This is a genomic window from Mesorhizobium sp. P171375 (assembly GCF_057786075.1).
The window spans coordinates 2748159-2759832 of sequence record NZ_JBYNWF010000001.1; the positions used below are offsets into that span (position 1 = coordinate 2748159).

General features: G+C 58.5%; 12 protein-coding genes and 1 pseudogene. 6 read left to right on the plus strand and 7 right to left on the minus strand.

Annotated elements, in window-relative coordinates; translation table 11 throughout:
- Window positions 1-38: 38 nt before the first annotated feature.
- The 3 genes from ACYHH6_RS13265 to ACYHH6_RS13275 all read right to left on the minus strand — a co-directional run bounded on the left by ACYHH6_RS13265 (window position 39) and on the right by ACYHH6_RS13275 (window position 2289).
- On the minus strand, window positions 39-662 hold the full coding sequence (locus ACYHH6_RS13265) for a hypothetical protein (protein WP_352591514.1): 624 nt from the start codon (window positions 660-662) through the stop codon (window positions 39-41).
- Window positions 649-1887: a hypothetical protein gene (locus ACYHH6_RS13270; protein ID WP_352591511.1), complete on the minus strand. Its 1239-nt coding sequence runs from the start codon at window positions 1885-1887 to the stop codon at window positions 649-651. Before ACYHH6_RS13270 ends, ACYHH6_RS13265 begins: the two co-directional genes overlap by 14 nt.
- Before the next feature lie 213 nt (window positions 1888-2100).
- A complete protein-coding gene (locus ACYHH6_RS13275; RefSeq protein ID WP_352591696.1) occupies window positions 2101-2289 on the minus strand; it encodes a hypothetical protein in 189 nt (62 codons plus the stop codon).
- Window positions 2290-2926: 637 nt separating this feature from the next.
- Between ACYHH6_RS13275 and ACYHH6_RS13280 the strand changes: the two genes are divergently transcribed.
- Together ACYHH6_RS13280 and ACYHH6_RS13285 are read left to right on the plus strand one after the other, a co-directional pair.
- Window positions 2927-3193 (plus strand): hypothetical protein, encoded by a 267-nt coding sequence (locus ACYHH6_RS13280; protein ID WP_352591508.1) that lies wholly within the window; start codon window positions 2927-2929, stop codon window positions 3191-3193.
- A 702-nt stretch (window positions 3194-3895) separates the two neighbouring features.
- Window positions 3896-4138 (plus strand): hypothetical protein, encoded by a 243-nt coding sequence (locus ACYHH6_RS13285; protein WP_352591505.1) that lies wholly within the window; start codon window positions 3896-3898, stop codon window positions 4136-4138.
- Window positions 4139-4294: 156 nt separating this feature from the next.
- Here the strand turns inward: ACYHH6_RS13285 and ACYHH6_RS13290 are convergent, their stop codons facing one another.
- Entirely contained in the window at window positions 4295-4435 is a 141-nt protein-coding gene (locus ACYHH6_RS13290) for a hypothetical protein (protein ID WP_352591502.1), read from the minus strand.
- A gap of 34 nt (window positions 4436-4469) precedes the next feature.
- Here ACYHH6_RS13290 and ACYHH6_RS13295 point away from each other — a divergent pair, with 34 nt between their 5' ends.
- From ACYHH6_RS13295 to ACYHH6_RS13305, 3 genes are all read left to right on the plus strand, one after another.
- The gene (locus tag ACYHH6_RS13295; RefSeq protein WP_352591499.1) at window positions 4470-4703 is read left to right on the plus strand and encodes a hypothetical protein; all 234 of its coding nucleotides are present in this window, start codon (window positions 4470-4472) and stop codon (window positions 4701-4703) included.
- A gap of 167 nt (window positions 4704-4870) precedes the next feature.
- On the plus strand, window positions 4871-5167 hold the full coding sequence (locus ACYHH6_RS13300; RefSeq protein ID WP_352591496.1) for a PilZ domain-containing protein: 297 nt from the start codon (window positions 4871-4873) through the stop codon (window positions 5165-5167).
- Between the two features lie 335 nt (window positions 5168-5502).
- On the plus strand, window positions 5503-5706 hold the full coding sequence (locus ACYHH6_RS13305; RefSeq protein WP_352591490.1) for a hypothetical protein: 204 nt from the start codon (window positions 5503-5505) through the stop codon (window positions 5704-5706).
- Between the two features lie 113 nt (window positions 5707-5819).
- Here ACYHH6_RS13305 and ACYHH6_RS13310 read toward each other — a convergent pair whose 3' ends face one another.
- On the minus strand, window positions 5820-6431 hold the full coding sequence (locus tag ACYHH6_RS13310; RefSeq protein WP_352591487.1) for a cell envelope biogenesis protein TolA: 612 nt from the start codon (window positions 6429-6431) through the stop codon (window positions 5820-5822).
- A 761-nt stretch (window positions 6432-7192) separates the two neighbouring features.
- Between ACYHH6_RS13310 and htpG the strand changes: the two genes are divergently transcribed.
- Complete coding sequence (gene htpG, locus ACYHH6_RS13315; protein WP_352591484.1) at window positions 7193-9085, plus strand: molecular chaperone HtpG; 1893 nt, start codon at window positions 7193-7195, stop codon at window positions 9083-9085.
- Between the two features lie 375 nt (window positions 9086-9460).
- On the opposite strand, the gene ACYHH6_RS13320 is transcribed toward htpG, so the two are convergent.
- Window positions 9461-10291: a transglutaminase-like domain-containing protein gene (locus ACYHH6_RS13320; protein WP_352591482.1), complete on the minus strand. Its 831-nt coding sequence runs from the start codon at window positions 10289-10291 to the stop codon at window positions 9461-9463.
- 67 nt (window positions 10292-10358) lie between these two features.
- Window positions 10359-11202, minus strand: a pseudogene (locus tag ACYHH6_RS13325) (transglutaminase family protein).
- Between the last annotated feature and the right edge of the window lie 472 nt (window positions 11203-11674).

An 11674-nucleotide genomic window follows, 5' to 3' on the forward strand; every position in this document is an offset into this window, starting at 1 on the left:
TAGAGCACTTCATCGTTGCCGCAAAACGGTAAAGGGCTCTAGCCGGCGTCCAGCCGAAACGATACCAATTTAATGGCGCGTTTGTAGATCTTGCTGGCGGCCGGGCTTGGCGGAATCCCGTCGCGATAATCGAAAGTCACTTCGAGTACCTTTGCGCTGGCAAACGCTGCGTGCGGGATCGCGAACGAGATCGTCGTCGGGTCTTTGCTCGACAGTGTTACCTCGTGTACCCGGACTCCGTTCACCGAGATCATTACCCTTTGAGTAGTCTGTGGTGGACGAATGACGGCGGACATTTGTAGCGTTGCCGTAAGCCCGTCGCGAAGCGAAGGTATTTCCAGTCTCAACCGAGAGGTCTCGCCCAGCGAATGGGTTCCGTCGGCTACCGGGCCCGACCAACCGCAGACCATCATGCCGGCTGCTTGTTTGGCGCCGTCGGACCGAAACGATACCGTCTGGCCAGGAGTGTAGCTGCCAACCGCATCGCGATTGAGGCACGTCGTCGTGCGATCGATGTAATAGGCCCGATAATCGGCGTTGACATCTGGGTTGAGAGCGAGTGCGAGGATGATAATCTCGGACACGGCCAGAACCAACGCCAGCGCGTAGCCGCTGGTCGAGGCAGCACGGCCATAGGGTGACAGGCTGTCAGACCAAGGCAAGATAGCCTCCAATCCATGCCAAAGTCATGAAATAACATGCGCTCAGGAAAAGAACCAAAATCACGAGATAGGTCAGCTTCGATACCGACAGCAGCTCGGCAATCAACATCATAAGCGGCGCAAGCCCAATGACGTATCTAACCATGGAAGCCAGGTTGGTGATCAACGGCAGGATGATGCTGCTCGCACAGAAGAGCGCAGCGCCATATCGCCTGCGAGCCGCCAGAACGACCGATAGGGTCAGCCCTGTAATCGCTGCGAGCGCGCTCCATTGCGGCGCCGTGGGCAGCCATCCTTTTGTCGGCACAGCAGCGAGACCGTCCCATAGAAAAAGGAGCGGATCGCCAGCAACCCGCCCAAACGCACGCTGGACGTGCAAGAACGCAAACCCGTCCCCGACAGTGAGATACAAAAAGAGCATGTAAGCAAACAAGCCGGCGGGCGAGATGAAGATTGCTACGAGCAGATCCGGACGACCAAGCACCCATCGCGGGAAAGACACCGCCGACCCGCCCTGCTGGCGGTGCTGCTCGAACATTTGGATGACGGTTGCAAACACAGCAAGGACCCCGACCAGCCTCGTTGCTGACAGCAAAGCGCATGAAACGCCAGCGGCCGGGTAGTTGGAGCGCTTGAGTGCCAAAAAGACGCACGACGTCAGGAGCACGAAAAGAGGTTCGGTAAGGAACGTGGTGAAGTGGAAGGAGAACGGGCCGCTAAGCAGGAAAGCGCAATACAGTATATAAGCGCGCATGTTCTTTTCCAGAAGGGGCCATGCCACAAGGCAGGCGGCGTAGCTGCATGCAATCGAGGTGATCGTTGCGATCAGAATCGTGGAAAAAGGGAAAGCAAACCGAAGAGTCGCCACGACCATGGGATACAATGGAAAGAAACCCCAGCGTCCGACGTTGCTCTGGCCTGGAATGGGAAAATGCTCGTAGCCGTGTTCGGAAATGTCCACATACCACGCGCAGTCCCACCTGCAGAGCGCACGCGCATAAGCTTCGAAGCCTGGTACTGCCGAGACTGAATGGAATGCAGCATACCGAATGACAAGCCCGCTGATCATGAACAGGAGCGGAACCCCAGCGGCGATGACCCAAAGGCGACCGTCAGCGTTTGCGCGGGCCATGTCTCCAAGCGCCAGTTGTGTCTCAACAGGTGATGGCGCCACACTCTGCGATAGCGAGCCAGGCTTCGCCGGCTCGATGACGCTGCCAGCCATAAAATCGGTCCATTGAAAGCATCAAGATCATCAGCAAGACTTGAAGCCCCGTCTGCGACTTGATCAACGATGCCGCGCCGCTTCGGTTCCTTCCGCAGCCGGAAGTCGTTGGGTCAGGTCGATCGATCACACCGGCCGAAGAAGGAAGCGATATTCGCGCTTCAACGGCACCGTTTCATCGCAACGGGCGCCTTCTTCATCGGCATGCATGGCTCACTGGGCCGGCCGCTGGGTATCCCTCCGGTGACGGCCGCCTTGAAGGCGATCTCGCCATCCGCCAAGCCTTTGAATGTCAGATGCGCTTCCGCCGACGAGATCGAGGAAGTCGTTGTCCCAAACATCCATCCCGACGATGCGCCAGAGCCCGGCAAAGGTCTTGACGCAGCCGGGAACCTTGGCCATCAGCCGGTCTCCGCGATGAGCTTTGGCATTCGACGACGCAGCGCAAGGAAACGCTGCCATAGGACAACTGGGGAGATGTTCGTGTTCCCTAGGATACAAAAAAGCCCGCTGGCTCGCGCCAGCGGGCGGTTTACGTCCTGATAGCTACTCGTCAGCAACCTTCCGTCGTCGTTTTCATCTGACCTGGCGCTGCAGATTTGGCATCTGTATCCTGTTGGCCGGGTGCCGCCTGTTTGGCGCTGCCTGTTTGTTGACCTGGCGCGCAATCCTTAGCCGAGTTCGAGTTCGTCCCACTCGTGGTAGTCGAGTCGGTTCCCTGGTCAGTCGTGGTGCTCGGCATCGTCGTGGTTGTTGACGATCCGCCTGTCTTTGTCGAGGATCCGCCTGTGGTGGTGCCGGTCGATTGTGCAAAGGCGAACCCAGTTGATAATGCCGCAATGGCTGCAGCGCAAAGAAGCCGTTTCATGGTGAACTCCGTATTTCGCACGTCCCTTCGGGTGACGAAACATCTCAGCGAAACGACGGTTCCAAGAAAATCAGGAGCTCGCTGTCGCGCATCACAGTGCCTCGGGATTCGACAATCTGGCTACAGATACTGCATTATCACCGCCCTTATGGGATAAGGGGGGATTACAAAATGTCATTTCCAGACGGACATGACCGGCTTTGCGCGATCGAATGGCTGGTCCAGAGATTGGCTGTCGAGCACTGCTTGCGCACGCCCGATCCGATCGTTGCGGCCGAACATCTCAAGGCTGCCGGGGAGGACTATGGCACCCTGGTTTTCACCAGCGCCGTCAAGGCCGGCACCGCGGAAGGGATGACTGGACTGGATATCAGCACCGCACTGGCGCTCCTGGTCCAGAATATTCCAGACAATGTTCGTGCCGCGCTCGGCACCTAGATCGGCCATCTGGGGACTAGCTGTGGGATAACTCTCCAGGTCATGGCCCGCGCCGGCATTCTCTGCCAATTTGCTATTTTGGACGGATCACGGTCTTGGCCTGGTTGCAGCTACCGCAGACTCCTTTGCCGCGCTCGAAATCGGATGTGGTTCCGAGCGCGCCACTAATCTGCGAAACTTAAGCCGGAGTAACACTCACCGCCACGCTGCAGTTGTCCCAGCCGGCCATTGGCCTCCTAGTCGTAATCCAAGAATTGACGCGGTGAGCCGCTACGTCCAACGCCCATTACTGAAAATCCGCCGCCCCATTCACGGGCAGCGGCGGGTCGGTCCCGCTTTTTTGGGCTGGACCTGCGGCAGGCGAATTTGAGGGAACTGCGCCTGCCGTCAGCACAAACCCTTGACGATCGCTTACGTTCCGGATGCATGAGTCTTGGAACCTTACGCGATTTCTTCGTCGATCTCTTGGCCCGGATGCCCTGGGTCATCCCGGGCCGGCCCTGAAAGTGATAGTCGTATCGCCACCGACAATAGAATGTGGCGCCGCCGGCAGAGAAAAGGATACGGATAAAGCCCCTTGAGAACCGCATATTAGCAACCCCTTGACTAACCGGCAGGCCGCGCCAGACTCTTGGTATGGCTAGGGGTAGCTGCTTTAAGGTAGGCGACGAGGTTGCCGTCATAGCGGTTGTGCGTGGTCGGGTGACACCCGATCGCATCAGCGTAACCATTCCTTCCTACGCCTTCCCGCATTCGGTTGTCGATTCGACTTCGAAGGCCGTCATCGGCCAGAACATGGAGTTGACCGGCAAGGTCACGCGCGTCGAGGGCGACAAAGTGACAATTAGCCTTCGGCCATTGGTGACTGTCGACGCTGGGCATGTTCGCCTGGTCGAGAGCTATGTGGCGCCGAAGCGGAAAACGCCGCTTGTCGATAAGGCGTAGGCCGAATATGACCAAGCTGTCCGATCTCGGCCCACCAATCCCCAGTAAGCCACGCGGCGCCGAGCCGACCGACGAGCGGAGACCATTTCTACAACTGCCCAAACTGCGGCCAGCTGGTCGACCAGCGCGACGCCCGGCAAGTGTTCGAAGCGCCGGTCACGATTCGTTGGAACTAGAAGGCACGGCCAAGGTGCTGCCGTTCCCGGCGATGCGGCGTCTGAAATAGCCAACGTTGAGGTCGATCATGAACTCATCGACCAAGCGCGACAGCTTCGCCGTCAACTCGGTTGCTGGCATGGATGGTCTCCCCGGTCTGCGCGGGTGCGCTTAGGTGATGGAACAGAGCGGGCCAGTCGCCGTTGTGTCACCGGCAAACCAAGGCAATTCGGCGTTGAAAAAGAAACCTCCGCTACCCGTGAATTCGTCAGTCAAACTTGAGCGCACCGATACGGGCTGGCTGCTGTTCATTGTGCTGCCAGGATTGGGCGAGACCGGAATAACCACTCCGCACAAAACATTCGACGAGGCGATTGCCACTGTAAAGGGGATGTTTGAGATCGAGTAGTAGGTAGTTTCCTGCTGGACTGGTCGTCGAAAGGCGCTTGCTGAACGGACCACGATCTGCGCCTTGGCGCGCTGTTACTCAGGAAAGCAAGACGCTAGGTTTAGGAGGTGCTATGATAGAATTCATTCTGACAACATTGGACGGGCAAAAGCTTCGCGGACAAATGTATGTCACCAAATCCTCCCTCTGATGGCAACCGTCGCCAGCATCGCCAACGCGTGCTGAAAGGCGGGGCGATAATCACCGGAATACAAAATTCGGAGGTCAGTTGCTCACTTAGGAACCAACATGATGGGGGTGCAGAATTGCGCGTAGCCGCCGATACGAGGGTGCCGGAGCACTTCCTGCTATACGTGCCAACCGACGGAATTGCCTACCGTTGCCAGGTTCGTTGGCGGCGAAACGACCGCATCGGTGTGAAGTTTACCGGCACCGAGCCAAAACCAAAACTCCATTACGGCTAAGCTGACCGGCATGATTGGTTTTCATTTCCGATCTGTGGGAGTGCAGCGCGTTGGATGACCCTCCGAAAAACAGTGTCTCGATCGAGCAGCTAGACGGCCAATGGGCTGTGCAGGTCATGGAAGACGGCGCGGTCACCCAGCATCTTTTCGAGACCGAAGACTTCGCGAGAAATTTTGCGGCTCGTCAGTGGATAAGGCTTAATCCCAAACCGGTTCTGCCGAAGAGCAGGCGAAAGCCAAAAGTGTAATCTCGGCCAGCCGTTGTTACTTGCCGCCACGGCGGAACAGGTTGTCAGCAGGCACGTTGCTCCAAGGCTTAACCTTGGAGAACACAAATGGACGACGACCTCCGCAGGAGACTTAAGGACCTCAGCGTCACTTTGCAAAATCGTGCGACAGAGCTCTCGTTAACCGGTGCTAGCGGCGACATAGCCATCCTCATGTCAGGAGTCGCGATCACACTTGAGGCTTTGCTCGTCGTAGCCGAGGAGACCAGAACCCCACGCTCCGGCCCATCCGTCGCGCCTGACGCCGGATAAACATCTCCTAGGCCTGGAGACGTTCAACTGATGGCTATTACCGAGTGCTGAAGGCCGCCAGCCTTGCGTCAGCAGCCGGCTCGCAGGAGCGAGGCGCAACGGGGACCGCCTGCCTACTCTTCTGCCTCCTTCAGCGCGTCACCGTGCGCCTGCTGTTCGCGCTCCCATCTTTGACTCTCGTTGGCTTCCTCTTTGTCCAGCTCCTCTCGCCGCTGTCTGATGGAATTCGTCGTGCTCTCATGGCGGCTACGAGCGCGCGCGAAGGCGGTATTAGCCTTGGCGATCATTCGCTCGCGTTGCTTCTTCGCACGCTCGCTCCTGGCCTCCGCCTTTGCGCGATCCAGGGCCTCACGTTTTCTTTCCCTTTCGAGAGCGGCCGCCGCGTTCCGTTTCGCTTTGTCGTCGGATTTCATGTCGGTTTGCTTGCTGGTGTCCGCGCGCTGCGCACGACCCTGCGGAGCCCGCTGGACCCCCTCGAGTACGTTCGGAAGCACAGCCTTTTCAGTGAATTTCCCATGCGATCCGACCGGCCGCCGCAACACGACGCCTGGTGCGGCCATTGTTGCCTCGACCACTTTGGGGTCGTCTGTCGGTTTCGCGAATCCCCGTTTAAAGATGTCGGGATCGGCACCCCAGGCCTCTGCGGCGGCTTTCATCGATGGCGCTGCGATGACAAGATCAAAGAAGCCGATCGAGGTTTGATAGACTTTGAGTTTCTTCGCCATCCGATGGAGACCTTTACAAGGGGCCTTGCGCTTTCAAGCGACCTTGCTCACCGGATCGTATGTTTTGGGGGCAAGAAAGGGAATGATCCAATTTTTCGGATCGCATGGACATCAAGCGGAAAGGCCCGTGCTCTAACAAATAGCTGCATGATAACAGTCTGTTGGCGCTCTCATTCGGGGGCTGTCATTTTTATGGCCGGCCCCTTGAAACTGAAAAAAGGGAAAACTAGGTCACGGTGGCGTCAACACTGATGTGTCTCTCCGCGCAGCGGGTATCGGCGGCCTCCGAGGCATTTGGTGGCTGACCAGGAACACTTTCGACGATCCATTGCCAGGTGATGAAAACAAATTGTTTTGGAGGTTGAGACATGATCACTGGCCGGTTGTGAGAGGCCGCGCTTTCTGCTGCTCGATCCGCTCCAAGTCCTGCACCGTCGAGAGTAAGCGCAAGCGATGACTAACAGGCAGTTTGACACGCCGGTGACCTGCTGGTCGGAATGGGTTTTCCGACTAGATCGAGAGCGTGGTGGGAGCGTATGCCTGCTTCAGGATTAGCCGGCCTGCAGCCGCAAAGCGGGCGTCGCAGGCGAGAGCGTGCCGGAACCGTCCGCGCAACCCTGACTGCCTTCGTCCGCCGCCATGGTTCGTCGGCGCCCGGGTTTGGCTGGCGGCGCGTCCAGGACAAGCAACACCGTCTGAACGATTGATCATCCGACACGACCTCGTGCGGAGACCAAGCTGCAAACAACAGGAAACGCGAGATGACGATAGACACGAAGGCGAAAGAAACCAGAGCGTTCGAGGCGGACGTTTCGAGGCTGCTGCACATGATGGTGCACTCTGTCTATTCCGATAAGGACGTCTTCCTGCGCGAACTGATTTCCAACGCCGCCGACGCCTGCGAAAAGCTGCGCTTCGAAGCGGTCAGTCGGCCCGAATTGCTAGCTGGCGACCCGAAGCTGCGGATCACCGTTTCCGCCGATGCCGATAACAAGCAGATCACCGTCGAAGACAACGGGATAGGCATGAGCCGTGACGATATGGCCGAAGCATTGGGCACGATCGCGCGCTCGGGCACGCGCGCCTTCGTCGAACGCGTCGGCGTAGGCGGCACGGCCGACGATACGCAGTTCATCGGCCAGTTCGGCGTTGGCTTTTATTCCGCCTTCATGGTGGCCGAACGCGTCGATGTCATCAGTCGCCTGGCGGGAAGCGACGAGGCCTGGCGCTGGTCGTCCGATGGCAAAGGCTCTTATGAGATCGCGCCGGCCCCGCTTGAAGCAGCCCCCATGCGCGGCACTCGCGTCGTGCTACACCTTATGGACGACGCCATCTCCTATACCGGTTCCTACCGGCTTGAGCAGTTGGCCAAGTCACAGTCGGGCCATGTGCCGGTGCCGATAACGCTCATCGAGAAACCCGGCGCCGAGGCGCGCGACATTGCTGACGGCTCGGCACTCTGGGTCAGGCCGAAGAGCGAGATCAAGCCCGAGGAATACACCGACTTCTACCGCAGTGTTGCGGGCCAGTATGACGAGCCGGCCGCCACCATTCATTTCCGCGCCGAAGGAAGGCAGGAATACAGCGTGCTAGCCTTCGTGCCCGGTTCGCGTCCCTTCGACCTGTTCGACCAGGACCGTAAGGGCCGTCTGAAGCTGTATGTGCGCCGCGTCTTCATCACTGATGATGCCGACCTTCTGCCACGCTACCTGCGCTTCGTTCGCGGCCTGGTCGATTCCGCCGACCTGCCGCTCAACGTCTCGCGCGAAATGATCCAGGAAAGCCCGCTGCTAGCGTCGATCCGCAAGGGCCTGACAAATCGCGTGATTGGCGATCTTGGCAAACTGTCGGAAAACGAAGCTGAGGCCTATTCCAAGATCTGGGAGAATTTCGGCGTTGTCCTCAAGGAAGGACTCTATGAGGACTATGAGCGGCGCGAGCAATTACTGAAACTCGCCCGCTTCCGCTCGACCGCTTCGAGCGAAGGCTGGCGCAGCCTCGCCGACTATGTCGCCGCGATGAAGGAAGGCCAGAAGACGATCTTCTTTATGGCCGGCGACGACCGCGCCCGGCTCGAAGCCTCGCCTCAGCTGGAAGGGTTCAAGGCGCGCGGCATCGAGGTGCTGCTGCTCACCGATCCTGTCGACAGCTTCTGGGTGACGATGGCGCCGGACTTCGAGGGCAAGCCCTTCAAGTCGGTGACACAGGGCGTGGCGGAACTATCGGACATCCCGCTGCTCGACGACGGGAAAAAGCTGAACACGGCGGCAACGCCGGAGGTCGACGCCTTCCTGGCCTTCGTGAAGTCGGCTCTCGGCGACGCCGTCTCGGACGTCAAGGCCTCCGACCGCCTGACCGAAAGCGCGGTCTGCCTTGTCGCGCCCGAGCACGGTCCGGACCGCCAGTTCGAGCGGCTGATGAACGCCGCCGGCCGCCTCGACAAGGCGGCCAAGCCCATCTTGGAAATTAATCCACGGCATGAGCGCGTGCTGGCGCTCGCCAGCCTCGGCGAAGACGAGCAGGCCTTTAAGGACGATGCAGCCCATCTTCTCTACGACGAGGCCCGGGTGCTCGACGGCGACAAACCAGCGGACGCCACTGCGTTTTCGCAGCGTCTGGCGCGGCTGATCGCGCGCGGCCTGACCAAAGGATAGTCGCTCATTTCATGGCCGACCCTTCCAGATCGTTGCGGCGATCGACCCCGATTTGGGCTACCGCTTCCCATTCCAATGGCTCCAAGCGAGGCGGAGACGGGTTTGGAACGCGGCACTCAGCGTCGCTTTGATTTGATGCTCGCGGGCCGCCCAAATCAGGCCAGCTTTTTCACGCTGAGCAACCTACTTCGCTGGGCGTTCAGGAAGGACGCCTAGGAAGTGGGTTGCGCTGGCACATTGGCGCAATGTTGAAGAGCATCGCTCGATGCGTGACGGCATAACTGCGCGATTACAATATGCGGACCTCTAATGTCTCGCATTGTTCGGCTAGCGCTATCCAGCTTCAGGTCCATTTCACGACATGGCCTTGCGCGGTCATAGGGTCGCCAACAAGTGCTCCGCCGGGATTTCTTCCGTGACAACTTCGAAGCCGGCAAGTCTCGATGACCCGAAACTGGTTGAGAGGGCAACATCAGTCGCGTCGCAACCCGTCGCCATCAGGATCCTACCGATGCGAGGGCGGTTATGCCGAGCATCAAATGTGAACCAGTGACCGCTAAGATATGCTTCGAACCACGCGCTGAAATCCATGGGATCCGGCACTGGAGGCACGCCGATGTCGCCGAGATAGCCGGTGCAATAGCGCGCCGGTATATTCATGCAGCGGCATAGCGAGATGGCCAGATGCGCAAAGTCGCGACAGACGCCGGCTCGATCTTCGAAGGCGCCATAGGCGGTCCGCAGCGGATTGGCGGCTTGGTAATCGAAAGCGATGTGATCGTGCACGAAATTGCAAATCGCCTGTACTCGGGTCCATCCAGGCGTGGTGTTGCCAAAGTTCGCCCAAGCGAGGTCGCCAAGCCGATCGGTATCGCAATAGCGGCTTCCAAGCAGAAACCTAAGCACCTCGTCCGGGAGTTCCTTAATATCGTGTTGAATGGCGTTCGGCAGGACAACATCGGACTTGCCGGTGTCGTATATCTCGAAGCTCGTCGATATCGTCGTCAGCCCTGCTGGCGCTTCTATTCTCGTGCAGGCGTTGCCGAAAGCATCAATGTATCCGCGGGCCTCGATCGGGCGATCAAAACCTATGACTTGTTCTGTGAGCAGATCGACGCGGCGTGAGGGATGGATCTCAAGGACCAGCAGCATCGGTGTCAGCTGCGGGCATTCGTAGGTAAGGCTGAAACCTGCGCGGATCCGCATCGATGCTCCAATGTTCTAATCCAGGAACTGGGCAAACTCCGTGTTTGCCAAACAGTTCCTGAGAACATCAGACAGCGCTCATTTTCGTTGGCGTGGTTTCCTTCGCCACCTTCACCTCCACGCTCATGCCCAGAAAACTTGTCGCGCTTCCGGAGTAGCTTCCAGAAAGTGGGATGGCTTGTCGGGGATGGCGAGCCACAGCCAACCGGCCCCGGGCAAGTAGACTTGGCACCAGGCATGCGTCGAGCCTCCGCCGCGGACAGCATCACTGTCGCGGCTCGGCACATACACATAACCGGTCACGAAACGAGCAGCAAAGCCAAGAGAACGAACGGCTTCCATCATGAAAAGCGCAAAGTCCCGGCATGTGCCCTTGCGCAGATGCAAGGTCATGAGCGGCGGTTGCGTTCCAGTTTCGAACCGACGGGAATACACGAAGCTCTCGTGGATGGCGTAGCAGAGGGTCATCAACAGTTTTCCGGTCTCGGTGTGCCTCCGGCACTGACAAACTGTCGTGCCCATTTGCCGATCTCGTCACCATCATCGGCGTGATGGCGCTCCATTGTTTGCGCGAGGTCGGCTACCTCGTCAGGATCGTAGGAGAATGGATAGTTCAACGCGGCCTCATCAATACGGAAATCGGGCGCATGCTGAGGTGTGTGATCGAGCCGAATGTCTGTCGCAAAATGAAGTTCATTGGCCGATCCGTGGAAATCGATCACGGCTACGCAGTTTCCGAAAACGTCATGGATCCATCGAACCTCCCTCGGCTCGGGTCTTACGGATAAGGCGTGATCCAGCAGCCGCTGATCGAAACCGTCGCGCGGCCTGAACATGAGCCAGTGCTCGCCAAACTTCACAGGCCGGTTATAGCGATAGACAGTGGTGTGCTTGACAGAAAAGATCGGCATCGGCGTCCGTCCAATGATCCCTGGCACGTTTACATCAACCTAGTGCCTAATCGGACCTTGAACGAACTATTTCCGCTTCTAGCGATCCTCCCGGCAGTTGTCGTGAAAACTCAGCCGCTGGACGCCTTGTCAGATGGATCCTCGCACTCCAGTCGAAAGTTGACAGCCAGCCAGAGATGGACGCCACCGAGGGGTTCTTGGAGATCGTTCCTCAGGTTTGAAGTCGCGTCTAGCTGCACGCGTTCACATGACGCAAATCGCTGGCGCGTCTACAACCGGGCATGCAAACGACTGCGACTTACAATTCGGGGACTGGCACTTTCACAATCGTGAAAGACAAATGGCGCGGGACCTTCCCGATTGCCGATCTTCCAAAGTGGCTCGACTTTTACCGCCACCAACGCGAGCGATACCCGGCTCACGCCGCCTCCTATGAGAGTGACGTTAAGGCGCTGGAAGCACTCGTCGCCGA

What these genes read in the sequence shown, in the direction of transcription:
- ACYHH6_RS13290 (WP_352591502.1), bottom strand. Translation starts at nt 4,435, where the DNA reads ATGCCAGCAACCGAGTTGACGGCGAAGCTGTCGCGCTTGGTCGATGAG.
- ACYHH6_RS13275 (WP_352591696.1), bottom strand. Translation starts at nt 2,289, where the DNA reads ATGGCCAAGGTTCCCGGCTGCGTCAAGACCTTTGCCGGGCTCTGGCGC.
- ACYHH6_RS13280 (WP_352591508.1), top strand. Translation starts at nt 2,927, where the DNA reads ATGTCATTTCCAGACGGACATGACCGGCTTTGCGCGATCGAATGGCTG.
- ACYHH6_RS13300 (WP_352591496.1), top strand. Translation starts at nt 4,871, where the DNA reads ATGTCACCAAATCCTCCCTCTGATGGCAACCGTCGCCAGCATCGCCAA.
- ACYHH6_RS13305 (WP_352591490.1), top strand. Translation starts at nt 5,503, where the DNA reads ATGGACGACGACCTCCGCAGGAGACTTAAGGACCTCAGCGTCACTTTG.
- htpG (WP_352591484.1), top strand. Translation starts at nt 7,193, where the DNA reads ATGACGATAGACACGAAGGCGAAAGAAACCAGAGCGTTCGAGGCGGAC.
- ACYHH6_RS13310 (WP_352591487.1), bottom strand. Translation starts at nt 6,431, where the DNA reads ATGGCGAAGAAACTCAAAGTCTATCAAACCTCGATCGGCTTCTTTGAT.
- ACYHH6_RS13320 (WP_352591482.1), bottom strand. Translation starts at nt 10,291, where the DNA reads ATGCGGATCCGCGCAGGTTTCAGCCTTACCTACGAATGCCCGCAGCTG.
- ACYHH6_RS13270 (WP_352591511.1), bottom strand. Translation starts at nt 1,887, where the DNA reads ATGGCTGGCAGCGTCATCGAGCCGGCGAAGCCTGGCTCGCTATCGCAG.